22 protein-coding genes are annotated in these 24,455 nt (G+C 62.2%); 6 read left to right on the top strand and 16 right to left on the bottom strand.

Translation table 11 applies throughout. From position 1 onward, the window contains the following. Positions 1-34: 34 nt before the first annotated feature. A complete protein-coding gene (gene prpF, locus P9250_RS00405) occupies positions 35-1,228 on the top strand; it encodes a 2-methylaconitate cis-trans isomerase PrpF (RefSeq protein WP_310390650.1) in 1,194 nt (397 codons plus the stop codon). Positions 1,229-1,507: 279 nt separating this feature from the next. On the opposite strand, the gene P9250_RS00400 is transcribed toward prpF, so the two are convergent. From P9250_RS00400 to P9250_RS00370, 7 genes are all read right to left on the bottom strand, one after another. Then, positions 1,508-2,407, bottom strand: a complete 900-nt coding sequence (locus P9250_RS00400; RefSeq protein ID WP_310390649.1) for a helix-turn-helix domain-containing protein — start codon at positions 2,405-2,407, stop codon at positions 1,508-1,510. A gap of 66 nt (positions 2,408-2,473) precedes the next feature. Further along, positions 2,474-3,409, bottom strand: a complete 936-nt coding sequence (locus P9250_RS00395; protein ID WP_310390648.1) for an electron transfer flavoprotein subunit alpha/FixB family protein — start codon at positions 3,407-3,409, stop codon at positions 2,474-2,476. Then, entirely contained in the window at positions 3,409-4,158 is a 750-nt protein-coding gene (locus tag P9250_RS00390) for an electron transfer flavoprotein subunit beta/FixA family protein (protein WP_310390647.1), read from the bottom strand. The genes P9250_RS00395 and P9250_RS00390 overlap by 1 nt, the downstream gene beginning before the upstream one ends. Before the next feature lie 59 nt (positions 4,159-4,217). Then, complete coding sequence (locus P9250_RS00385; protein WP_310390646.1) at positions 4,218-4,718, bottom strand: MaoC family dehydratase; 501 nt, start codon at positions 4,716-4,718, stop codon at positions 4,218-4,220. Between the two features lie 21 nt (positions 4,719-4,739). After that, positions 4,740-5,870 (bottom strand): CoA transferase, encoded by a 1,131-nt coding sequence (locus P9250_RS00380; RefSeq protein ID WP_310390645.1) that lies wholly within the window; start codon positions 5,868-5,870, stop codon positions 4,740-4,742. After that, positions 5,867-7,033 (bottom strand): CoA transferase, encoded by a 1,167-nt coding sequence (locus tag P9250_RS00375; protein ID WP_310390644.1) that lies wholly within the window; start codon positions 7,031-7,033, stop codon positions 5,867-5,869. The genes P9250_RS00380 and P9250_RS00375 overlap by 4 nt, the downstream gene beginning before the upstream one ends. After that, on the bottom strand, positions 7,030-8,193 hold the full coding sequence (locus tag P9250_RS00370; RefSeq protein ID WP_310390643.1) for an acyl-CoA dehydrogenase family protein: 1,164 nt from the start codon (positions 8,191-8,193) through the stop codon (positions 7,030-7,032). The genes P9250_RS00375 and P9250_RS00370 overlap by 4 nt, the downstream gene beginning before the upstream one ends. Before the next feature lie 270 nt (positions 8,194-8,463). On the opposite strand from P9250_RS00370, the gene P9250_RS00365 reads away from it, so the two are divergent. Next, complete coding sequence (locus P9250_RS00365) at positions 8,464-9,852, top strand: MFS transporter (protein ID WP_310390642.1); 1,389 nt, start codon at positions 8,464-8,466, stop codon at positions 9,850-9,852. An 87-nt stretch (positions 9,853-9,939) separates the two neighbouring features. Then, on the top strand, positions 9,940-10,758 hold the full coding sequence (locus P9250_RS00360) for a CoA ester lyase (RefSeq protein WP_310390641.1): 819 nt from the start codon (positions 9,940-9,942) through the stop codon (positions 10,756-10,758). Between the two features lie 29 nt (positions 10,759-10,787). Here P9250_RS00360 and P9250_RS00355 read toward each other — a convergent pair whose 3' ends face one another. The 6 genes from P9250_RS00355 to P9250_RS00330 all read right to left on the bottom strand — a co-directional run bounded on the left by P9250_RS00355 (position 10,788) and on the right by P9250_RS00330 (position 18,174). Then, the gene (locus tag P9250_RS00355; protein WP_310390640.1) at positions 10,788-12,029 is read right to left on the bottom strand and encodes a porin; all 1,242 of its coding nucleotides are present in this window, start codon (positions 12,027-12,029) and stop codon (positions 10,788-10,790) included. Positions 12,030-12,145: 116 nt separating this feature from the next. Next, positions 12,146-13,648: an aldehyde dehydrogenase gene (locus P9250_RS00350; protein ID WP_310390639.1), complete on the bottom strand. Its 1,503-nt coding sequence runs from the start codon at positions 13,646-13,648 to the stop codon at positions 12,146-12,148. A gap of 22 nt (positions 13,649-13,670) precedes the next feature. Next, positions 13,671-15,218 carry a monocarboxylate uptake permease MctP gene (mctP, locus tag P9250_RS00345; protein ID WP_310390638.1) on the bottom strand — a complete coding sequence of 516 codons (1,548 nt, stop codon included), beginning with the start codon at positions 15,216-15,218 and terminating at the stop codon, positions 13,671-13,673. Further along, positions 15,215-15,454 (bottom strand): DUF3311 domain-containing protein, encoded by a 240-nt coding sequence (locus P9250_RS00340; protein ID WP_310390637.1) that lies wholly within the window; start codon positions 15,452-15,454, stop codon positions 15,215-15,217. Before P9250_RS00340 ends, mctP begins: the two co-directional genes overlap by 4 nt. A gap of 101 nt (positions 15,455-15,555) precedes the next feature. After that, positions 15,556-17,232, bottom strand: coding sequence for a thiamine pyrophosphate-dependent enzyme (locus P9250_RS00335; RefSeq protein WP_310390636.1), 1,677 nt, complete (start codon positions 17,230-17,232; stop codon positions 15,556-15,558). A gap of 9 nt (positions 17,233-17,241) precedes the next feature. Further along, positions 17,242-18,174: an SMP-30/gluconolactonase/LRE family protein gene (locus P9250_RS00330; protein ID WP_310390635.1), complete on the bottom strand. Its 933-nt coding sequence runs from the start codon at positions 18,172-18,174 to the stop codon at positions 17,242-17,244. A gap of 245 nt (positions 18,175-18,419) precedes the next feature. On the opposite strand from P9250_RS00330, the gene P9250_RS00325 reads away from it, so the two are divergent. Then, complete coding sequence (locus P9250_RS00325; RefSeq protein ID WP_310390634.1) at positions 18,420-19,616, top strand: alpha-hydroxy acid oxidase; 1,197 nt, start codon at positions 18,420-18,422, stop codon at positions 19,614-19,616. A 177-nt stretch (positions 19,617-19,793) separates the two neighbouring features. Then, positions 19,794-20,528, top strand: a complete 735-nt coding sequence (locus tag P9250_RS00320; protein ID WP_310390633.1) for a GntR family transcriptional regulator — start codon at positions 19,794-19,796, stop codon at positions 20,526-20,528. A gap of 13 nt (positions 20,529-20,541) precedes the next feature. On the opposite strand, the gene P9250_RS00315 is transcribed toward P9250_RS00320, so the two are convergent. The 3 genes from P9250_RS00315 to P9250_RS00305 are packed head-to-tail and all read right to left on the bottom strand — an operon-like array spanning position 20,542 to position 23,275. Then, entirely contained in the window at positions 20,542-21,060 is a 519-nt protein-coding gene (locus P9250_RS00315; protein ID WP_310390632.1) for a cupin domain-containing protein, read from the bottom strand. A 49-nt stretch (positions 21,061-21,109) separates the two neighbouring features. Continuing rightward, complete coding sequence (locus P9250_RS00310) at positions 21,110-21,994, bottom strand: amidohydrolase family protein (RefSeq protein ID WP_310390631.1); 885 nt, start codon at positions 21,992-21,994, stop codon at positions 21,110-21,112. 48 nt (positions 21,995-22,042) lie between these two features. Further along, positions 22,043-23,275, bottom strand: coding sequence for an MFS transporter (locus tag P9250_RS00305; RefSeq protein ID WP_310390630.1), 1,233 nt, complete (start codon positions 23,273-23,275; stop codon positions 22,043-22,045). 357 nt (positions 23,276-23,632) lie between these two features. Between P9250_RS00305 and P9250_RS00300 the strand changes: the two genes are divergently transcribed. Further along, a complete protein-coding gene (locus tag P9250_RS00300) occupies positions 23,633-24,391 on the top strand; it encodes an IclR family transcriptional regulator (RefSeq protein ID WP_310390629.1) in 759 nt (252 codons plus the stop codon). The last annotated feature ends 64 nt before the right edge of the window (positions 24,392-24,455 follow it).

Below are 24,455 nucleotides of genomic sequence, written 5' to 3'. Positions count from 1 at the left end.
CACGCGGCCCTCTCTTTACAAGGATTCGATAAACATGGCACACGCACCCCAAATCCGGATTCCCGCCACCTACATGCGCGGCGGCACCAGCAAGGGCGTCTTTTTCCAGCTGAATGATCTGCCCGAAGCGGCACGCGTTCCGGGCGCCGCGCGCGACGCCCTCTTCATGCGCTTGATTGGCAGCCCCGATTCGTACGGCAAGCAGATCGACGGCATGGGCGGCGCGACATCGAGCACGAGCAAGACTGTCATCGTGTCGAAGAGCACGCGCCCCGGTCACGACGTCGATTACCTGTTCGGTCAGGTGTCCATCGACAAGCCGTTCGTGGACTGGAGCGGCAACTGCGGCAACCTGTCGGCAGCGGTCGGCCCGTTCGCCATCAGCAGCGGATTGGTCGATCCGGACCGCGTGCCGGATAACGGCATCGCGATCGTGCGCATCTGGCAGGCGAACATCGGCAAGACCATCATCGCGCATGTGCCGATGACGAACGGTGCCGTGCAGGAAACGGGCGACTTCGAACTCGACGGCGTAACCTTCCCGGCCGCCGAAGTGCAACTGGAGTTCCTCGATCCGGCTGCGGAGAAGGAAGGCGCTGGCGGCTCGATGTTCCCCACCGGCAATGTGGTGGACGACCTCGACATCCCGGGCATAGGGACGCTGAAGGCCACGATGATCAACGCGGGCATTCCGATCATTTTTCTGGATGCGGACGCCATCGGCTACACGGGCACCGAGTTGCAGGACGCCATCAACGGCGACGAAGCCGCCCTCGAGCGCTTTGAGACGATTCGCGCACACGGCGCACTGCGCATGGGTCTCATCAAGCACCTTGATGAGATCGCGCAGCGCCAGCACACACCAAAGGTTGCGTTCGTCGCGAAACCGGTGGCTTACGTGTCATCAAGCGGCAAGGCGGTCGGCGTAGAGGACGTGGACGTGCTCGTGCGCGCGATGTCGATGGGCAAGCTGCATCACGCGATGATGGGCACCGCCGCAGTCGCCATCGGTACGGCGGCGGCGATTCCCGGCACGCTCGTCAATCTCGCGGCGGACGGCGGCGAGCGTCAATCGGTGCGGTTCGGGCATCCGTCGGGCACGTTGCGGGTCGGCGCCGAGGCGGTGAAAGCGGACGGCGAATGGCAGGTCACGAAGGCGATGATGAGCCGCAGCGCGCGCGTGCTGATGGAAGGGTATGTGCGCGTTCCGTTCGACTTGGACGGCTAAGCGTTGATTGTCGGAGACTCGTCCTGTTCGTATCGGATGAGACTCTTCGGTAAAAAACCTAGCGTGCCTCCGAGCGGTGTCGTACGAAATCGCATCGTGAGATTCAGTTTAAGAGTCCTCATCCGGGGTAAGGCGTCGTGGCAAAGCGAGTGCCATCGACCGGCACAAAACCCAGCGGTTGGCATTGCTTAGCCAATATCAGGCGGGTCCGCGGCAAGATCCGGGAGAAATTGCGAGTTGACGCGGAGATGTCAGTGCGTAGGAGAAGCCGCACCTGGATCAAAGCGGAATTGTGCCCGCGCAAGCAGCGGCTGCAATCGGCGCGACCGTGAGGAGCGCTTCGCTGGCCTCTATCAATCTCGAATCGGGCAACCTGGCGGCCTGCGCAGCCAAGCACAAAGCAGCGACAGGAACACGAGCCTGACTAAATACGGGCACACCAACCGAGTGGACCCCGCGCACTAGATCGCCAAGGCTGATGCCGAAGCCAAACACTTCAGAGCGCCGATACATACTGTCCAGCGATTCGAGGCTTGCTCCAACGCAGCGGCTAATTTCCTGCTTTTGATTCTTGGCGCGCACGTCGGCAGCTTCATGCGCGGGAAGCGAAAGCAGAATCGATACTCCAGCAGCCGCTGTAATGAGTGGACGGCGCGTGCCGACTCCAACCGACACCGCGCGCAAATCTGCATGACCAGTGCGCAAAGCACAAACATACTCATAGCCGCTTCGCAGCATCAGGAAAGCAATGCCATCGAACCGGAGGGCAACGGCAGCGAGCCGCTCACGACACGAACCTTCCAGTTCGGGATGGAATGGCACTGAAAGTCCCAGCTCCCAAGCAAGCGGCCCTAACATGTAACGGAGATCTTTGGAGCGTTGTTGCGCCAGCCTTTCGCGGATCAGACAAGCTAGCAGCCGGTGCGTGGAACTCTTGTCCAAGCCGCAGCAAGCGGCCAAATCAGAAAGCCTCCAGCCAGTGCGGTGGCGAGATGCGAGTACACGCAGTATTCGAATGGCGCGTTCAAGGCTCTGCGTTCCAGAGCGAGTGGAGCCAATCCCTCTTACGCGGTCCTCGAGTTGATCCGTGGAAAGCACAGAAAGCTCGCCTTTAAGCGAGAGATCAGGTGGAACGGAACGCGGGACCGCTGCCGTAGAGTTGTGGCCAGTGAATCTCATCGCTGAATTCCTGCAAATGAACAAGGCAGATGCGGAGCGCAGTTAAGCGAAAAAATTTTCAAGCCGTCAATCAATTGTGCTTGTCAGCTCCGGCACATGCACAAACAGGTCGCCGACGAGACCGTAATCGGCAACGCTGAAGATCGGCGCTTCGGGGTCTTTATTGATCGCGACGATTACCTTGCTGTCCTTCATGCCGGCCAGATGCTGGATCGCACCCGATATGCCCACGGCCACGTACAGTTGCGGCGCGACGATCTTGCCGGTCTGGCCCACTTGATAGTCGTTCGGCACATAGCCCGCATCGACCGCCGCGCGCGATGCGCCTAGCGCCGCGCCGAGTTTGTCGGCGAGTGGTTCGAGCGTCTTCGTGTAGTTCTCTCCGCTTCCCAAGCCACGCCCGCCCGACACGATGATGTGCGCGCTCGTCAGTTCCGGCCGATCAAGCTTCGTCACTTCGCGACTGACGAACTGCGAGATACCCGCGTCCGCCGCCGCTTCGATCTTGTCGATCGCTGCGCTGCCGCCTTCCGCCGCCACCGGATCGAAGCCGGTCGAGCGCACGGTGATGACCTTGATCGGATCGCTCGATTGCACCGTCGCGATCGCGTTGCCCGCGTAGATCGGACGCTCGAACGTGTCCGCGCTGTCGACGGCGGTGATGTCGCTGATCTGCGCGACATCTAGATGCGCGGCGATACGCGGCGCGATGTTCTTGCCGTATGCGGTCGCCGGCGCGAGGATATGCGAATAGTCCTTCGCGATGTTCAGCGCCGTAGCTTCGACGTTCTCCGCGAGGCCTGCGACAAGTTGAGGCGCATCGGCGAGCAGCACTTTAGCCACGCCCGCGATTTTCGCGGCGGCATCTGCCGCGCCCTGCGCGTTCGAACCCGCGACCAGCACGTGCACGTCGCCGCCGATCTTCGCGGCCGCTGCAACGGTATTCAGCGTCGATGCCTTGATCGACGCGTTGTCGTGTTCCGCAATAACGAGAATGGTCATCAGATCACCTTCGCTTCGTTCTTCAGTTTGCCAACCAGCGTTTGCACATCCGGCACTGTGATGCCGGCGCTGCGCTTGGGCGGCTCGACGACCTTCAGCGTCTTCAGTCGCGGCGCGACATCCACGCCAAGGTCGGCCGGCTTCACGACCGTCAGCGGCTTCTTCTTTGCCTTCATGATGTTCGGTAGCGTCACATAACGCGGCTCGTTCAGGCGCAGGTCTGTCGTGATCACGGCGGGCAGCATCAGCGACAGCGTCTCGGCGCCGCCATCGACTTCGCGCGACACGGTGGCCTTGCCGTCCGCAATCACGACCTTCGAGGCGAAGGTCGCCTGCGGCAAACCCGCCAGCGCGGCCAGCATCTGACCGGTCTGATTCGAGTCGTCGTCGATGGCCTGCTTGCCGAGAATCACGAGCTCAGGCTTTTCCTGATCGACCAGCGCCTTCAGGATCTTCGCCACCGCCAGCGGCTGCAATTCATCGGCGGATTCGACGAGAATCGCACGATCCGCTCCGATCGCCAGCGCCGTGCGCAGCGTTTCCTGACACTGCGTCACGCCGCACGACACGGCAATCACTTCGGTCGCGACACCCGCTTCCCTCAGACGCACCGCTTCTTCCACGGCGATCTCGTCGAACGGGTTCATCGACATTTTCACGTTGGCGATATCGACTCCCGTGTTGTCCGACTTCACCCGGACCTTCACGTTGTAATCGACCACGCGCTTGACTGGCACCAGAATCTTCATCCCTGCCTCACTGCATTTCACTGGTCTTCGATGCACGCGCTGCCCGCATCGTCCGAAATTTACACATCGATGCCCGAGCCGCGCTTCGGCACGAGCACCGTTCGCTCGAACTGCATGAAGCGCGTCCCATCGGCTTTCAGTCCGACCGTCCTGACGGTCACGATGCCTTGGGTCGGGCGCGATTTCGATTCGCGCTTGTTGAGCACTTCCGACTCGGCATAGATCGTATCGCCGACGAAAACCGGCGCGGTCAGCGATACCTTGTCCCAGCCCAGATTGCCGATGGCGTGCTGACTGACGTCGCGCACGCTCATCCCGACCACCATCGAAAGCGTGAGACAGCTATTGACCAGCGCGCGCCCGAACTCCGATTGCGACGCATATTCGTTGTCGAAGTGGAGCGGATGGGTATTCATGGTCAACAACGTAAACCAGATGTTGTCGGTCTCGGTAATCGTGCGGCCGGGCCGATGTTCGTAGATATGACCCGGCTCGAAATCTTCGTAGAAGCGGCCTGCGTTTTCCCGGATACGAACGGTTTCGTGCGTTATGTCGCTCATGGTGATACTCCGTCGATAAACTCAGTCAGCCTGGCGAGGCACGGCCGGCAGGCCGAGCTCGGCGTTGTGTTCGCCAAGTTTCGCGACATGTAGATCCGGTCGTGCGGGCTGATGCTTGAAATGGATAGGCGGACCGATGTACCGCCGCCCTTCTTGGTCCGTGTTCACCATGCCGCGTGCGATTGCGTGCTCGTCGTCGAGCGCCTCGGGCAATGTCTTCACGACGGCATGACAGATGTCCAGCGTCCCGAGGATCTCATCCCAGGCGGCGACGGATTTCGTCGCGAAGGTCGCAGAGAGAAAGTCCATCACAGGCTGCTGGTGCGGACCTGGCCCACGCAGACAGAGTTCGCACAGATCGCTTCGGCCTAAATAGCCGAGCAGCGCCTCGACGAACTTCGGCTCCTGCCCGGCAAGGCTCAGATACCGTCCGTCGCCGGTTCGGTAGCTACGATAAAGCGCACCGCCGCCCGTCGTGCGTTGATGCTTGGCCACGGGCTGCACGCCGCTCAGTTGCGCCGGCCCAAGAATGTTGAGACATCCGGCGAGCATCGCGTCGTGCATGCTGATGTCGATGAATTCGCCCTCGCCCGTACGCTCGCGCGCGAGCAGCGCCATCAGCACGCCCGACAGCCCTTGCAGGCCCGCGAGCAGATCCGAAACCGGCACGCCCGGCATGGCCGGTCGATCGTCTTCGCCGAGCGTCATGCTGAGCACGCCGCTCAACGCCTCGGCCGCCAGATCGTGCGCCGGACGCAGCGCATAGGGACCGGTCTGTCCGAACGCGCTGAGCGAGCAATACACGATGCGCGGATTACGCGCGCGCACGCTTTCGTAGTCCACGCCGAGGCGCTTCATCACGCCCGGCCGGAACGACTCGACGAAGACATCGACGGATCCGCACAGTGTCAGCAATGCGTCTTTGCCTTCGGCGCTTTTAAGATCCAGCACGGCGCTTTTCTTGCCGCGGTTGAGGTTGCGGAAAAAGACCGTCGTATCGCCGTCGGACGGGGCGATGTGTCTGCCCGGATCGCCGCCTTGCGGTGCTTCGATCTTGATCACTTCCGCACCATGATCGGCGAGCGCGAGCGTCAGATACGGGCCCGGCAGAAACGAGGTGAGATCGAGTACCCGGATACCGGTCAGCTTCATGACGCGCTCGTCTCGCGGTCGTTCAGCTCGGCGAGGATGGCGTCGCTGTTCTCGCCCAGCGACGCGCAGACTCGCTGGCTAAGACGAGCGCCGTCGATCTTCAGCGGATTCGAGAGCATGCGGAAATCCGGCCGCGCCGGATGCGGGACCTGGCTGATCATGCCGCTTTCGGCCACGAACGGATTCGCGAGCGCCTGTCCGACCGTAAGCACGGGACCAATCGGCAGTTTGCCTTGCAGCACGGACAGCCAATGGTTCGTGCCGTGCTCGCGAAAGACCCGGTCGAGTTCCGCGTTCAGTTCGTCGCGATGTGCGTTGCGCGCGTCGACATCGACGAAACGCGGATCCGTGGCGAGCTGCCGGGCGTCGATGCCGGTCAGCAGCGCCTGCCAGAATTTGTCGGTCATGCACATGATGAAGATCCACCCGTCCGCGGTGGGAAACGTCTGGACCGGCGTCAGCGAAAAATGCGAACTCCGGGGTTGCCGCGTCACGGTGTGCTTTTCGTTCAGACTCCAGATCGCCGAATAGCCGAGTTGATGCAGCGCGACGTCGAACAGGCACGTATCCACGTCGCAGCCCTTGCCCGAGGCGCGCGCGCCCAGCAGCGCGGCCAGCAAGCCGACCGCGCCGGTGATGCCGGTCATGTGATCGATGATCGACGGCGCGCCCAGACGCGACGGCGGCGCGGACGGTTCGCCGGTCAGATCCATAAGGCCGGACTCGGCCTGCATCAGGTAGTCATAGCCGGGCCACGACGCGCGTTCGTTATCCCGTCCGTATGCGGAGATATGTAGGCAGACGATCGCCGGATTGACCGCCGACAGCGTCGCGTAGTCGAGACCCATCTTGGCCGGCAGGTCGCCTCGCATGTTGTTGACGACGGCATCGGCGGTCTCGACGAGTTGTAGCAGCGCCTGCTTGCCTTCTGCCGATCGCAGGTCGAGCGTCACACTCTGCTTGTTTGAATTCCAGGTCTGAAAATACTGGCTGTCGGCTTTGCCGAGTGTGTGAGGACCGGTGTATCGCGCCGGATCACCCCCGATCGCCACGTTCTCGATCTTGATCACCTGAGCGCCGAGATCGGCGAGAAACATCGACCCGTACGGCGCCGCGCCGAACTGTTCGACCGAGACGATGCGGATTCCATTGAGGGGTTTCATGCGATCGAATTCCTCTTGATCCATTGCTTCGCGATGATGATGCGCTGCATTTCGTTGGTCCCCTCGCCGATACACGTGAGCGGCGCGTCACGATAAAGACGCTCGATGTGGTACTCCTTCGAGTAGCCGTAAGCGCCGTGAATGCGCATCGACTCCGTGCTGTTCTCCAGCGCGGCCTCCGAAGCGAAGTACTTCGCCATGCCCGCCTGCAGGTCGCAGCGCTCGCCGCGATCGAACGCGGCGGCCGCGTCCATGACGAGCAGGCGCGCGGCGCGCGCGCGCGTGGCCATCTCTCCGAGCTTGAGCTGGATTGCCTGGTGTTCGCAGATCGGCTTGCCGAAGGTCTTGCGCACCTGCGCGTATTCGGTCGCCAGCGCGAGCGCGCCATCCGCAATACCCACGCCCCGTGCCGCCACGTTGATGCGGCCCAGTTCGAGTCCGCCAGTCGCCTGATAGAAACCCTGCCCCTCGTTACCGCCAATCAGGTGATCGGCTGGAATCCGATAGTTGTCGAAGACGAGTTCGGCCGAATCGATGGACTTATAGCCGAGCTTCTCGAGCTTGCGTCCAACCGTGAAGCCCGACTGCTTCGGCGCGATGAACAGGCTCATGCCCTTATGACGTGGATCGGCATCCGGATTCGTCTTCACCAGCAGCGCGAAGACCGACCCTTCGATGCCGTTCGAGATCCACGTCTTGGTGCCGTTGATCACGTAGTGATCCCCAGCCTTGCGGGCGGTCATGCGAATGCCTTGCAGATCGGTTCCCGCGTCCGGCTCGGTAAGCGCCAGACCGCCGCGAATCTCGCCGCTCGCAAGTTTGGGCAGCCACGTGTCCTTCTGCGCCTCGGTACCGAATTTCTCGATCGCCAACGCCAGCATGAGATGCGAATTGATGATGCCGGTGATCGCCATCCAGGTCGCCGAAATGCGCATGATGATCTGCGCATACGTCGATGCAGGCAGCCCGAGGCCGCCGTAATCCTGACTGATCGTCGCGCCGAACAGCCCAAGCTCTTTCATCTGTTCGACCAGCTTTGCAGGCCATATGTCCTCATGGTCGTGCTGCAGCACGACCGGCTCGACCTCACGCTTCACCCAACGGTCGATAGCATCCAGCAACTGCGCTTCTTCCGCAGGGTCGATGACCGGGTTGTTCATTTCCGTCCTCCTTCATGAATACGGCTTTGCCGGTTGATCCTTTGCAACTTGTACGGATAAGTGTAAAGGCATCTTTCCGGCGATGTCAACACGCAGTTCCGAGTGTAAAAGCCAAACTGATCTTTTCAGGAGACACTTAGGTATAAATCACTAGCCCGATTAAGTTGACATGTACGTACATGTCAACTTAATGTGCCGATACTCCGGCCCATGCCGTGGCCGAGGCGGCCGTGACAGCCGCTGCACATCGCAACATTCCAAGGAGACGTCATGCCATGCTCGATTCCGAAAGCCGGCGCACGGCTCGACCGTCTGCCCATTGCGGGTTTTCACTGGCGCACCGTCGGGCTGGTCGCCGGCGGCATGTTTCTCGATGCGTTCGAGATCTATCTGGGCGCCGCGGTGCTCGGCGCGCTGATCAAGAGCGGCTGGTCGGATCTGGCGAAGAACGCGCAATTCGTATCCTCCACGTTCGCCGGCATGGTGCTCGGCGCGTGGCTTGCCGGCATACTCGGCGACCGCTTTGGGCGGCGTTTCTCCTATCAGGCGAACCTGCTGATCTTCGGCATCGCGTCGCTTGCGGGCGCCTGTGCCCCGAGCATGTCGTGGCTCATCGTCGCGCGGTTCTTCATGGGCATCGGGCTGGGCGCGGAGATCGTCGTCGGTTATGTGACCGTCAGCGAATTTATCCCGCCGACGCACCGCGGACGCTGGGGCTCGGCGCTGTCGGCGCTGACCAATATCGCGCTGTTCATGTCGGCGTTGCTCAGCTATCTGATCATCCCGAACTACGGCTGGCGCTGGATGTTCGTGATCGTCGGCGCGGGCGCGATGGTCGTCTGGTATTTGCGCAAGAAGATGCCCGAGTCTCCTCGCTGGCTCGAATCGAAGGGCCGCTATGCCGAGGCTGAACGCGTACTGAGCGATATCGAGAGCGAGATCTCGCGCACGCATACGCTGGCGCCGGTCTTGTCGGCGCCCCCGCCGCTTCCCATCGCGCGCTCGTTCACGGCGCTGTTCTCGAAGGAACTGATCCGCCGCACGATCGTGGGCAGCGTGATCCTGATCGTGTTGAACACAGTGATTTATGGGTTCATCGCGTGGATTCCATCCTTCATGGCGAAAAGCGGCATGAGCATCGTCACATCGCTCGGCTTCGCGACGCTGATGTCGTTCGGCGGCCCGGTCGGCGGATTGATCGGCATGCTGGCCGGCGACCGTCTGGGCCGCAAGCGCGGCATCATCGCGTTTTCGTGCGTGGCCGTGGTGCTCGGCGCAATCTATCCGAACGTGACCTCGCCCGCCGCGATCGCGCTGGTCGGCTTCGGCCTCGTGACGACCATCTATGTGATGGTCGCGTTCGCGTGGGCGCTGTACGTGCCGGAGCTGTTCCCGACCGATATCCGGATGCGGGGATCGGGCTTTTGCAACACCCTGGGCCGCCTCATGACGGTGATCACGCCATACATGGTCGTCGCGCTGCACGGCCGCTATCAGGTGAGCGGCGTCGTGATTGCCATGCTGTCGATGCTGGTCCTGCAAATCGTTGTCGTGGCCGCGCTCGGTATCGAGACCAAAGGGCGCTCGCTCGAAGCGCTCACGCCTGTCGAGGACAATGTCCCGGACGCGACGCTCGAAGCGTCCCGTCCCATGAGATAAACGGCACGGCGAACCGCTGCCCTTCATCCGCCATGCCGCGACTGCCGTCGCGGCATTCCACTTTCTCCGATCACTCACACCGCCCCAATGGAAACCCGTATCCGCTCTGAAGCAAGGTCGTATCTGTTCGTCCCCGGCAACCGTCCGGAGCGCTTTGCAAAAGCGTTGCTCGCGGGCGCCGACGCCGTGATCGTGGACCTCGAAGACGCCGTCGCGCCGCACGACAAGGACCGCGCCCGCGAAGCAGTACTGCGAGCGCTGCCTGAGCTGGCCAGCGTGTACGTGCGCATCAATGCCGCCGACACATGCTGGTTCGACGAGGATGTCGGCGCCTTTGCCGCCCATCCTGCCGTGCAAGGGCTCGTCGTGCCGAAAGCGGCAAACACCGAGGCGCTGGCGCATATCGACTCGCGAAGTCATGCCCGCCTCGCCCTTCTGCCGCTGATCGAATCCGCGGCGGCATTCACAGCGCTCGATGCGATCTGCCATGCTCCGCGCGTGGAACGCCTGCTGTTCGGCACGGTCGATTTCCAACTCGACACCGGGTTTGGAGGCGACGGTGAGGAGTTGTCGTATTTTCGCTCGCAGATGACACTCGCGTCCCGGCTCGCGAATATCGGCAGTCCGGTTGACGGCGTGACGATGGCGCTCGACGATGCCGGCGAGATCTTCGATGCAGCCCGCCGCGCGCAACGCTTCGGATTCGGCGGCAAACTGTGCATCCATCCGAAGCAGATCGCGCCGACTCACGACGCGTTCACGCCCACCGAGGCGGACCTAGCCTGGGCCACGCGCGTTCTGCGGGCGGCCCAGGGGAGCGCGGGTTCCGCCACCGTCGTCGACGGCAAGCTGATCGACGTCCCGGTCATCGAGCGAGCCCGAATGATCCTCGCAAGAGCAAGATGAACGGAACCCGCGCGCCGAATGCCGCATGCTTAGAAACGGTGCGACATGCCGAGCCGGACGGCGATCTGGTGGTTGTTCGACGATGGCGACTGTCCGGTAATGTAGGCGACGGCGGGCTGACCCAGAGAATCGGTCCCGTTGGCGTGCTGATACACGACGATGGCGTAGACATCGGTGCGCTTGGACAGGAAGTAATCGGTGCCGGCCTGTGCCTGATGGTAGGTCGCTCCGCTGCGTTCACTCGCGCCCGACGCGTGGGTATAGACGTAGGCGACGCCGGCGAGCCATGACGGCGTCAGCTGATAGCGGAAATTCGCCTCGGCGTTGTCGAATCTCGCGGTGCCCGTGTAGCCCAGCGGGTCCGGTCCCGAGTTTGATCCAAGGCCGCGAAACTGCACGTTCGAATACGTGAGCCCGACCGTGGCGCCGCCGAATTTGTAGGAGCCTGCCGCACTGATGATCTGCGTCGTCGATGCGGACGCGTAGCCGGCGTAGATCGGGTTGGACTGCGGCGTGGTCGCCGAGCCGGCGCTTCCGAGGTTGTTGGCGGCCGCGGTGGTGCCGGCGTTCGGATTGGTGCCGTAGAACGAAAAATTGGGATTGCGCGCATTCAAATAAGCTGCGCCCAACGCCACCGGGCCATTCTGATAACCCGCGCCGACCGACCATACCTGATTGGCCGAGATGCTGCCGGGCACGCCCCCGACGCCATACACGCCGCCGAAGCGGAACCCCGAATAGTCGACGCTGGCGAACTTCACCGCGTTGTTGACGCGACGCGTGTTCAGCGTGTTGTCGATGTCGCCCGCATGTGCGCCGAGATAGCCTGCCCACATTGCGCCGGACGTGAAAAGCTGCATGTAGTCGACGACCGAGTCGTACTGGCGACCGAACGTAACCGTGCCGAAGCTGCTGCTCTGCAATCCGACAAACGCCTGGCGCCCCAGTCCGGCGCCCCCTTGTGCGAGCGTCCCGTTGGTGATGCTAAAGCCGTTCTCAAGCACGAAGAGCGCTTTTAGTCCGCCGCCGAGGTCCTCCGTTCCTCGCAAGCCCCAGCGACTTCCACGGACCCCGCCCGTCGCGCCGTCCTGCATCGTATATTGACGGGCGCCTTGCAGACCCGTTGAGCTGCGTCCCGTCTGCACGTTGTTATTAAAATTAAGACCTACGTCGATGATGCCGTACAACGTGACACTGCTCTGCGCCCAGACCGGCGATGCACCGACGACCGTGCTCAGCACCGCCGCCGTGGCGGCCAGCTTTGTTTTCATTGTAGTTCCCTGATAGGTAGCGGTTGAAATACAGCGAACTTCATCAGACTTGCGCAAACACCGGATGAACCGATGTCGGACGCGCGCACGCGTGGCGCGCGCGAGGCCGTTTCGCGTCACAGACGCAGAATAAAAGGATCCTGAACTTCATCTCCAAGTTCGCACCAGATGCTTTTGGTTTGCAGATACTGCTCGACGGCTTCGGCACCGTTGACGCGGCCGATACCGCTCGCCTTATAGCCACCGAACGGCGAGTTAAACGCGAGCGCGCGGTACATGTTGATCCACACGGTGCCCGCTTCGAGCCGCTTGGCGAACGAGTGCGCGCGTTGCAGATTGCAGGTCCACATGCCGGCCGCGAGCCCGAAGCGCGTGCCGTTTGCAAGCGCGAGTACTTCCTCGTCGTCATCGAAAGGCGTCACGCACAGCACCGGACCGAAGACCTCTTCGTTCATGATGTGGTCGTCCGGCCTAGTATGATGAACGATGGTCGGCTCGAAAAAAAACCCGGATGCGAAGCCCGGCACTGACGCGCGCTGGCCGCCGCACAACAGCTCGGCACCCTCGTCGCGTGCTTGCGCCACCATGGAAAGATCCTTCTCCAGCTGTGCACGGGTCGCAACCGGCCCCATCTGCGTGGCGACCTCGAGCGGATCGCCGAGCCTGATCTGCTTCGCACGCACCGCGAGCCGTTCTACGAAGCGGTCATATATCTTCCGATGCACATAGGCGCGCGATCCCGCAATGCAGGTCTGGCCCGCCGCCGCGAAGATACCGGCGAGCACGCCCGCTTCGGCCTGCTCGAGACGTGCATCGTCGAACACGATGTTGGCGCTCTTGCCGCCCAGTTCGAGCGTGCACGCCGCCAGCCGGCTGCCCGCCTTCGCCGCGATGCTGCGGCCCGCCTGTTCGCTGCCGGTAAAGACGATCTTCGCGACGCCCGCGTGTCCGACTAGCGCGTCGCCGGTTTCTCGCGCGCCGGTGACGACATTGATCACGCCCGCCGGTATGCCGGCCGCCTCCGCGAGCCGCACGAGTTCGAACGCGGACGCCGACGTGATCTCCGAAGGCTTGAGCACGATCGCATTTCCCGCAGCGAGTGCGGGCGCCATGCTCATGATCGCGATCAGCGTGGGCGAATTCCACGGCACGATTACGCCGATCACGCCGAGCGGCTCGCGCAGCGTGTAGTTCAGCACGCTCGAACGCTCGAGCGGGATGACCCTGCCTTCGATCTTGTCGGCGAGACCGCCGAAGTAAAAGAGCCAGTCCTTGACGATCTTCGCCTGCGCCTGCATTTCGGCGAGCAGCTTGCCGTTCTGCTCCGACTCCATCGTGCCGATGCGTCGAGCGTTCTCGGCGATCTTCTCGCCCCACGCCATCAGCAAGCGGCCCTTTGCGCTCGGCGAGAGCTTGCCCCATGGACCCTTCAGCGCGGCATGGGCGGCCGCGACGGCCGCATCGACATCGCTCGCCGACGACAGCGCGAAGGCGCCCCATTCGCGGCCGGTGGTCGGGTTGATCGACGTGAAGGTTTCCCCGCCCGAAGTGGGCACTTCCTTGCCGCCGATGTAATTGCCATAGCGAGGCCGTTCGGTCGGCGCATCTGTCGTCGTCATGCGAGCTCCAGTAAGGTGGGTTTCAAGCTTCGTCACGCAGCGAATCGCCGCTTCCGCTCAGACCGGTGAAACTCGCGGCACCGCGCATCCAGGCCGGCACACTGAGCGCGCCGGCCACGATCATGTTGAGCAGCAGCGCCCACATCGCGGCATAGAGCGGGATGGCGTAACCGTCGAAATGCAGCGTGTAGACGGATGTTTTGAAGTGCTGTTGCGCGACCATCCACGTGCCGCACGCAAGGCCGCTGAACAGACCGATCAGCAGCGCGCGCGGGTCGAATGTGCGGCCGAACAGTCCGAACACGACAGTCGGCAGGGTCTGGATGATCCAGATACCGCCGAGCAATTGCAGATCGGTCGCGTACGACACGGGCAGGCCAAAAATGATCGCGATGGCGCCGATCTTCACGAACACGGCGACGAGTTTCGACACGCGCGTCTCGTCGAGTGCGGTCATGCGCGGATTGACGATCGCCAGATGAACGTTGCGCGTGTACAGGTTCGCCGCGGCGATCGACATGATCGCCGCCGGCACCAGCGCGCCAATTCCGATCGCCGCGAACGCAAGCCCGGCAAGCCACGAAGGAAAGAAGTGCAGAAACAGGGCTGGCACCGCGAAGTTGTTGCCGTACGCGGCGAAGTACTTCGCAAACTCGGGCATGCCGCGCACGTTCGCGGCGACCGCCATGTAGCCCAGCAACGTAATAAAGCCGAGCAGCAAGGTGTAGATCGGCAACAAAACCATGTTGCGCCGCACGGTATTGCCCGACTTCGACGACAGCAGCGCCGTCGCCGCATGCGGATAGAGCACGGTCGCGACGGCGGAGCCGAGCGCGATCGATACATACGCGCCGTAATCGGCGAGACCCGACGCGGTTGGCGGGCGCAGCAGGCGCTTGGACGCAGGAATCGCCGCGAAGATGTGTTCGAAGCCGCCAAGCTGTCCGGGAATGATGATTGCGGCGGCGATGACGGTCACGTAGATCAGGATGTCCTTGACGATCGCGATCATTGCCGGCGCGCGCAGGCCTGACTTATACGTGTAGGCCGCGAGAATCGCGAAGGCCACCGCGAGCGGCATGTCGCCGGTCAGGCCCGAAGTGTCGAAGCCGAGCGCGCCGATGGCGACTTCGAGGCCCACCAGTTGCAGCGCGATGTACGGCATCAGCGCGAGAATTCCCGTTACCGCGATGGCCAGTGCAAGTGTCTTGCTTCGATAGCGTGCATGCACAAAATCCGCCACAGTCACGTAGCCGCGTTGCTTGGCGACGCGCCACAAGCGCGGGAAGACGATGAAGATGAACGGGAACGTGATGATGCAGAACGGGATCGCGAACATGCCCACTGCGCCGGCGCCGAACGCGAGCGCCGGAATCGCGACGACCGTAAAGGCGGTAAAGAGATCGCCACCGAGCAGGAACCACGTGACGATGGTGCCGAATTGCCGGCCGCCGAGTCCCCATTCGGCCAGTTCGTCGAGATTGCCGCGACGCCATCCTGCCGCCACGAATCCAAGCACGGTCACGAGCAGGAACAACACGCTGAAGACCACAGTCGCGCCGATGTTCATTGCGCCTCCTGATCGTTGTTGAACGATTCGCGGTCCGGCGTCAGCCGATAGATCGCGCCCGTGACCAACGCGCCGATCACCACGAACAGAAGCTGCGACCAGTAGAAAAAAGGTAGGCCCCATAACGTGGGCTCGTCCCGGTTGTAGAACGGCACGCCCAACACCAGCGCGAGCGGTATCAGAAAGCCCCAATACCATCGTCCCTGACGAGTCCTCCTGTCGGACAGATGCTTCATGACGTCTCCACGATTGATCTTATGTATTGACTCAATTACCGCGCGTTGCGCACGCGTCGCTGTACCGCCGTCGCCCTGCTCCTGCACCGCCCCTTGCCCTGTCAGCCACGTAACGCTTTCGACTGCGCGAGATAACCGGTTGGATCGACATGAACATCGATCAGACACGGACCGTCTGTTGCGAACGCCTGCGCCAGTGCGGACTGATAATCCATTGGTGTCGCCGCTGAAAAAGTGGTCAAGCCGAAACCACGCGCGATCGCCGCGAAATCGATGCGCGGCCAGGTAACGCCGTCTTTCTCGAGCCCCCGGCTTTGCTGTTTGATCTGAATTAGTGAGAGCGTCGAATCGTTAAATACGATCACGCAAAGCTTCACGTTTTCGCGTGCGGCCGTCGCCAGTTCGCCGATGCACATCAGCAGTCCACCGTCGCCCGTGAAGGCGATCACTTGGCGTGCTGGATCGGACAAACTAATGGCAACCCCAGCGGGCAGCGCGTATGCCATCGACGCAAGCCCGTTCGAGATTAGTACGTCGCCGGCACGTCTCGCCGGCCAGAACGCCATCGCCGAAAACATGTGAGCGCCCGCGTCGACCGTCATGCGCGGATCGAGCGCAGCGGATACGGTGGCCGCGAGGCGCACCACCTGCTCGGGCATCAGTCCCACGCCATCGCCGCTGTAGGCGAGACGCGTCTGCATGCCTGTCTTGAGACTGGCGAACGCTTGCGGCGCCCATCCTTCGCGCGGCTTCACACCCAATAGCGCATCGAGCGCCTGCGCGAGCGGCAGCCGCAGCTTTACCGTGGGTTCGACGTAGTGCGGCCTATGCTCGACCGCACTCAGATCCAGAACTGGCGCGTCGTAGCCCCAAGGCCGGCCGATCAACTCGACGGGATCCAGTCCGCACAGCACGATCAGTCCAGCCGACGACACGCATTCGCGTTCGAGCGCGCCGCCGGTGAAAAGACCGACCACGTGATCGCCGTGTTCGTCAACGACGCCTTTTGCCTTGTAAGTGGTCAGCAGCGGACAGTCGAGCTGGCGCGCGAAAGCGGCGATTTTCGCGGCGACTTCGGCTGTTCTCGCTTCCAGACCGACGACGATCACCGGTCGCCGGGAATCTTCGATGAGCGCACGCGCCGCGTCGATGTGCGCGACCACGGCACGCGTTGCGGCGGCCTCGTGGCACTGAAGATCGGGCGTGAAGCCGGCGTCCTGCGCGACCACTTTTCTCCGTGCGTTTTCGCCAGTCAGTTCCAGGTAGACCGGCCCCCACGGGAGCGTTTTCGCGAGCGCGAGCAGCGCTTCGAGTTCATCCGCGGCCTGTTCGCCCTCCAGCCTCGTATGGGCCTTCACGACCGGCGCCAGCATCGCGCGCTGATCGAAAACCTGATGCGAATCGACCATGCGCTGCCGCTCCGTCCAGCCATCCGTGATGACGAGCACCGGCACGCGATCGAGGCACGCGTGAGCAATCGCGTTGACTACACTCGCCGTGCCCGGGCCCTGCGTCGTCACCACCACGGCGAGACCGCGATTCGCTTCGGCATCGGCGGCGGCCATCATCCCGGCTGCCGCTTCGGTATGGGCCAGCACGAAACGGATGCCGCGCGACGCGCACGCTTCGATGACATCGAGACTGCTGCCCCCGCCCGGCAACCCATAGATCCTTCGCACGCCGTGGTGGCCGAGGGTCTCGGCAACGACCTGAGCAACCGTGCGCGCCTGGCCGACATCCTGAGCCGGCGGCTCGTCATGTGAGAGAGAGTCGAGCATCGCGATGTCCTAGTGTCCCGCCGTGGCATCCGCCGGCGCGTGCGAATACATCGGCATGCCGGCTACCGGCATATCGGCCACCAGCACCGACGAGCCCTGCGTGATGAACAACTGGCGGTTGTCCACGCCGCCGAACGCGCAGTTGGTCGTCATGCGTCCGTTCGGCGAGTTGATGCGCAGAAGCGGCTCCCCGGTCGGCCCGAACAGCCAGACTGCACCGAGGCCGACATGACATACCGCGATCGATCCGTCGCTTGCGAGCGCCACGCCGTCAGGACCGCCGCCGCCCGACATCTGCACATAGGTACCGACCTTCGTCACCAATGCGTCGCGCACGAGCGGTACTCGCCAGATTGCGTTCGCCCGAGTCACCGCAAGCATCACGACATGACTCGCTTCGTTGAGTACCAGCCCATTCGGACTCGGCACGTTGTTCAACAGGCAATCGAGCCGGCCATCGTGACCGAGGCGGTAGAGCCGGCCGGTCGGATCCTGGTGACCCGTCTGTCCCTGGTCGGTGAAATAGATATCGCCGTTCGACGCGAATACGAGATCGTTGAGGCCTTTGAAACGTTGCACCAGCGAGCGCTCGAGAAACGGCTCGATCCGGCCGGACTTCGGATCGAACACCATCAGTCCGTTCTTGCAGTCCGCAATGAACGCGCGGCCGTCGCGGTGGAACTTCAGGCCATTCGGCTCGCCGTCGTATTCGAGTTCGCACGACACCCGCGCGTCGGGGGTGATCTTGAAGACGCGTCCCCACGGAATATCGACGACCCATAGATTGCCCTCGCGATCGAATGACGGACCTTCCAGAAAAGCAGGCGCTTCGGCGCCGTGCAGTTGCACATCGACCCAGACCGAAGGGCGGCCCTTCACATGAAATTCAGACGGAATTGCGACGAATTCACGTGCTTCGACGGCGGGTGGCGGCGCGTACATGCAGTCTCCTGATGCGATTGTCACGGGTTAAGTTATACGTACATGTTAAGTTCGTGAATGCGTTCGTGAGAATAGGGTAAATACCATTTTATGCATCATCATTCGCAGATAAGTTTCACAGTGCAAAACTTTTTTTGCCGGGTGATCTATCCACGTGTACGTACATGTTTTCTAATATGGAACGCATCCGTATCCGGGGCGATGAGGCGACTATTCAGGAGACTTGCATGAGGCCGGACAAAGCATTGAGCATCGACGATCTGCGCAAAATCGCGCGAAGGCGTTTGCCACGCGTGATCTACGATTACCTGGAAGGCGGGGCCGAGGACGAGGCGTGTCTGGCTGCCAACCGGCGGGCGTTTGAAAAGCACCGGCTGCTGCCGCGTTACCTCGTCGACATCACGCAGCGCGATCAGTCGACGACAGTGCTTGGACAGCGCTTCGCGTCGCCGTTCGGGATTGCGCCGACCGGCATGATCGCGATGGTGCGGCCGCGTGCCGATGTCCTGCTGGCCGAAGCGGCCGCGCGCGCGGACGTGCCGTTCGTCATCTCCGGCGCGAGCACGGCGTCCATCGAGGAGATCGCGCGGATCGCGCCGAAGTCCTGGTATCAACACTATCCATGCCGGGACGCCGGCATGACATCCGACCTGCTTCGCCGCGTGGCCGACGCGGGTCTGCAGACGCTGGTAGTCACTGTCGATGTGCCTTTGCATTCGAAGCGCGAGCGCAACATCCGCAGCGGCTGGGTGCGTCCTTACAAGCCGACGCTCGCGGTCGTGCTGGAGGCGTCGAGACATCCGGGATGGGTCGTCGACTATCTGCGCACCGGGCTGCCGTTTATGGAGAACTACCGCAAGTACGCGCCGCCTGACACCAGCGCGCGAGACCTCACCAGCTTCTACGCGGGCCAGGTGCCGGCCGCGCACTCGTGGGCGGCGATCGAGAAAATCCGGCGGGAATGGAGCGGCTCGCTGGTGCTCAAAGGCATCTTGCACCCCGACGATGCAAGCCAGGCGCTGCGGTGCGGCGTAGACGGCGTCATCGTTTCGAATCACGGCGGGCGGCAGCTCGACCGCGCCACGGCGCCGATCGACGCGCTCCCGCGTATCGTCGATGCGGTCGGAGATCGCCTGACCGTGATGCTTGACAGCGGGATCCGGCGCGGCGCCGATATCGCCACCGCGCTGTGTCTGGGCGCACGTTTCGTGTTCGTTGGGCGCGCGCCCGCTTATGGCGTCGCCGCGGGCGGTGTCGACGGCGCGATGAAAGCGCTGAGCATCCTGCGCAACGAAGTCGATCTCGTGTGCGGCCAGATCGGTTGTCCTTCCGCGACCGCCCTCGGTCCCGCTTTTATCGACCGTTACGACGGTCAAAGCGTTGCTCGCGGGACCCGAGCGTGCATCGCGCACGCACACCCCATCGAAACGCTGCGAGCATAGGCGAACGAGTGCGCGTGATAGCGGCGGCGCGCCTTTCATTTGCTCCATTGGCCACATGGTAAAGTTTTACCCTGTTACCGATATCGCAGGAGATTATCGTTGGTTCAGCGCAAAACAACGCCGGACAAGACGCTCAAGGTTCAAACCGGAACCCGCCGCCCGCGCGGGAGCCGGACGGTGTCCGCTTCACGCGATGAACCACTTTACGTGCAGGTCGTCTCCACCCTGAAGTCCGAGATTCTTAAAGGCACTTTTCCGGTCGACACGCAGCTGCCGTCGGAAGATCTGCTCGCACAACGTTTCTCCGTGAGCCGCCACACCGTCCGCGAAGCGCTGCGGCGTCTGCGCGAGGATGGTCTGATCTCGTCGAGACAAGGCGCGGCGACCACGGTGGTTCGACCCGGCGCGGGCGGCTCGTACGTCCACGAGATCGCCTCCATCAACGATCTCTTCTCGTTCGTTTCGGCGTTGCGCTTTCGCATCGACTCCGTGCGCATGGTGACGGCGGACGCGCCGCTCGCCGAACAACTCGCCACTTCGCCAGGAGACAAATGGCTGCGCATCGACGGCTTTCGTTATCAGGCTGAGAGCGATGAGCCGGCGTGCTGGATGGAAGTTTTCGTACACGGGGATTACGCCGGTGTGGCGCGACTGCTCGATCGCAACAGCCGGCCAATTTTCGAACTCATCGAAACGCTCTATGGCGAGCGGATTGTCGAAGTCGAACAGGCGCTGCGCACGGCGCCGATGCCGGCCGACATCGCACCGGCGTTGCGCAGCGAACCCGGCGAAGTCGCGATCGAAGTGATCCGCACCTTCCGCATAGCGTCGGGCAAGATCGCCGAGGTGTCGATCGCGCACTATCCATCCGATAACTTCGCCTTCTCGATGAAACTGCGCCGAAGCCGCTAGGTCGCCCGGCGCGTTACGTGAACCACGCGTCGCTCAGCACCAGCGGCACTTCCTTGTTGGCTTCGGAGAATCCATCCAGCGGCAGCTCGTCGATTCCGACGCGGGCGAGCGGATCGCTCGTACCGTCAATCGTCGCGCCGACCCGAAGCATCACAAGTGCTTCACCCTTATCCGCGACGAACGAATAGAACGAGCCGCGCGGCAGTACGATGCCTTCATTTTTCGAAACGATACGGATCTCGCCGTTCGGTCCGCGAAAGGTTGCGCTGCCTTGCAGGATGAAGAACATGTGATCTTCGTTGGTATGCGCATGCAGTTCGTTCTCGCCCCCGCTTGCATACGTCTTCAGCACGACACTCAACGTATGCGTCGCGCCGAGCACGATATTGGTCCGGCCTTGATCGGGCAACTGCGCGCGCGCATGAAAGAAAGTCGGCTTCGTGCGCTTCTCGAACTGCGTGATCGCCTCGAGCCACTCCGCGGTATTGCGCACAATCGTGGATGACTGGGCAATGGTGTCGAACGTGCTCATATCGAATCTCCTAGAAAAAACGGGGGCGCACGCTACGGCGCTTGGCGCGTCATTCGCCGGTGGGGAACCCGTATAACGAGGCCGGATTGTCAGCAAGAATGCGCCGGCGCACGGCCGTGTCCGGTGCCCATTTCGCGAGCAGGTTTAGCACGCCCGCACCGTCCACCTGCTCCGGCGGACTGACGCGGTCAGCGGTGAAAGCGTGCACCGGATTCGGATGCGGCCAATTACTGGCCCATAACATTCGCGCCGGATTGGCCTCGATCAATGCCTGCGCGATATCGGCGAGATCGTCGTAGCGCGGCGCATCGTTCGAACAGAGATACGGCGCCGACAGCTTCACATATGCATGACCGGCCCGCACCAGTTCGAGGATCACGTCGAAACCCGGTTGCCGCACGCCGTCCGCCGCGTTCGTGCGCGCGAAATGATCGAGCACGACGGGCACATCGAGTTCACCGAGTACGTCGGCGAGCGAAGCGATCAGTCCGAGTTGGCTATATAACTGAATGTGCCATCCGCGCGCGGAGAGCTTCCTGGCCGTGTGCCTGATGAGTGTCTTGCAGCGCGCCGGATCGTGCTCGGCGAGCATCTCCAGATTAAGCCGCACGCCGCGCGCGCCCGCTTCATGTAACGCTTCGAGGTAGGCGTCGGTCGCGCGGTCGTCGATCACGACGACCGCGCGTGCGTGCTGCTGACCGATTTCATCGACCGCATCGAGCGTTGCCGCGTTATCGCTGCCGTAGACGCTCGGCTGCACGATCACCACCCGTGGAAGGTGCAAGCCTTTGAGAGTCGTGCGCAACTGCGCCACGCTCGCGAACGGAGGCGTGTATTTTCGCGCGGACGAGTAAGCGTAGTTCGGGGAGTCGGGGAACACGTGCGTATGGCAGTCGCACGCATGCGGAGGCATCTCGAAGGCCAGTGTCGTCATGACGGATTGCGCTTTGATTGCATCAATGGGTAGCCAGCCGACGACTTGCTATTGCAGCGGCCGGCCTTTGGTTTCGGGCAGAAGCATCGCCATGATCACGGAGGCGCCATACGCGCAACCGGCAAAGATCGCAATTGCGCTGCCCAGCGACGAGCTCTCGCTCAAGTAGCCCACCAGCGCAGGAAAGAGCGCGCCGATGCCGCGGCCGAAGTTGTAGCAGAAGCTCTGACCCGTGGCCCGCACGCCCGACGGATACAACTCCGTCAGATACGCGCCGATCCCCGCAAAAACGCCGCACGACGCGAGTCCGAGCGGAAAACCGAGCACCATCATTTCGCCATCGGTCAGCGGCAGCTTCAGATAGAGGTACAAACACACGGCTGCGGCAAACGAGAACACCACGAAACTGCGGCGGCGGCCCCAGAAATCCGTGAGATAGGCGCCGAGGATATAGCCACAGAATGAGCCGGCGATCAGCAACAGTAGATAACCGCTCGTATTGATCACGGACAGATGGCGCTCTACCTTGAGGAAGGTCGGCAGCCAGGTCGACATCGCGTAATAGCCGCCCGTCAACGCCGTGCACAGCGCCGACGCCTTGATGGTGGTGCCGAGGAGAGGCGGCGTGAAGATCGACAGCAGGCTGGTGCGGGTGGCACTCGCACGGGCCTCCGCTTGCGCCTTGACGAAGATTTCCGGTTCGGTCACGTTGCGTCGCACGAACAGCACCATCAGCGCGGGAATCACGCCGATCCAGAACAGCGCACGCCATGCGTATTGCTCCGGCAGATAGGAAAACGACAGGCTGTAGATCAACGCTGCAGCGGCCCAGCCGATTGACCATCCACTCTGCACGAAACCGACAGCCTTGCCGCGATCCTCTGCACGAACCGTCTCGCCTATCAGCACCGCGCCAATCGCCCATTCGCCGCCGAAGCCGAGACCTTGCAGAATCCTCAGCCCGAGCACTTGCTCGAAGTTCTGCGCGAACCCAATGAGAATGGTGCAGGTCGAGAACCAGAGAATCGTCGCCTGCAGCAACCTGACGCGACCAAAGCGGTCTGCAAGCATCCCCGCGCCCCACCCGCCGAATGCTGACGCCAGCAACGTCGCCGTGCCGATCAGGCCGATTGCTCCCCGTTGCACGCCGAGCGTGTGCGTGAGCGCCGTGATGACGAAGCTGAAGATCATGAAGTCGAATGCGTCGATCGCCCAGCCGCCGAACGCTGCCACGAAGGTCTTCCTGCCGCTAGGATCGAGCCGGGCAATCCATGCTGGCATCCAAGACGGGATTCGTCTTTCGGTTTCTCGCGTGGTGGCGACTTTCATCTGAGCTCCGTGGGCGGCCAAGGCAAAGCGGAAGCTGACGCCTGGCGAGGCGAAGGGCGATCACTCACTGAGAAAGCGGCGATCGCAGATCAAACATGCGATTCGGTAACGTGGATCAATTGTTCATGCACATGGACAATTCGTCTCTCCGGGTGAACCCTAGAATTGACGTTCGATGAGAATTTGGAATATGAGGGCTTCCGCCCCGATTGCGATTCTTTAAACAAGGTCGCGGGACGGTCGACGAATCGTGACTAAATGCCACTTGTTAAACTGCGAAGTTGGCAACCGCGCAATCCACCATCCACGATGAACACAAAGGTCAGACAAGCCGCCCAGGTTTTGGAACTGCTCGAGTTTTTTGCTCAGATCAAGCGGCCTGCGGCGCTTGCGGAGATTTCGGAGACTTTGAACTGGCCACGTTCCAGCACCTTCAACCTACTGAACACGCTGAAGTCACTCGGTTATCTCTACGAGCCGAGACCGAAGGGCGGTGTGTACCCATCGCCGCGATGGCGGGAACTGGTGGAAACTATCAGCAGCGGCGAGACGCCGCCGATCGAAATGGAAAGATTGCTCGAGCATCTCGCCGGTGTGACTGGCGAGACCACGGCTCTAGCTGTTCCCAACGCCGCCCAGGCTATATTCGTTGGTGTGCACGAGTCGGCGTTTCCGATTCGCTATACGACACAAATCGGCAACTGCGTGCCCATGCATGCGACCGCTGCGGGGCGGGCGCTGCTATCGCAACGTTCTTCGGCTGATCGTCTCGCGCTCCTGCGGCGTGCGGACTATATCCGGTACACACCGAATACACTCACGGATCCTGACGAGATCGAAGCGGAAATCAGGCGTTCGATCGAAAAAGGGTACTTTGTCGGTAAGGAAGAATATTCTCCAGGTCTGATGGGCGTAGCTCTCGCACTGCCGATGCCGGCGCGGCACTACGCATTACTGATCTCGGGCCCTGTTGATCGTTTGAAAAATCGAGTGGATGAAATTGCTAAAGCTATGTTCACCGCGGTACACGACATTCTCGGAATCGATCTGCTGCAAAGCAAGCAGTAGGCTCGCAGATGTGAATATCGGGGCGGAGATCGTGAGGGAGACATCAGGAAGATGTTAGGCCACG

The organism is Caballeronia sp. LP006 (assembly GCF_031450995.1).
Lineage (GTDB): Bacteria > Pseudomonadota > Gammaproteobacteria > Burkholderiales > Burkholderiaceae > Caballeronia.
Note: the sequence above shows the minus strand (reverse complement) of the source record. Positions and strands in the feature narration are given on the sequence as shown.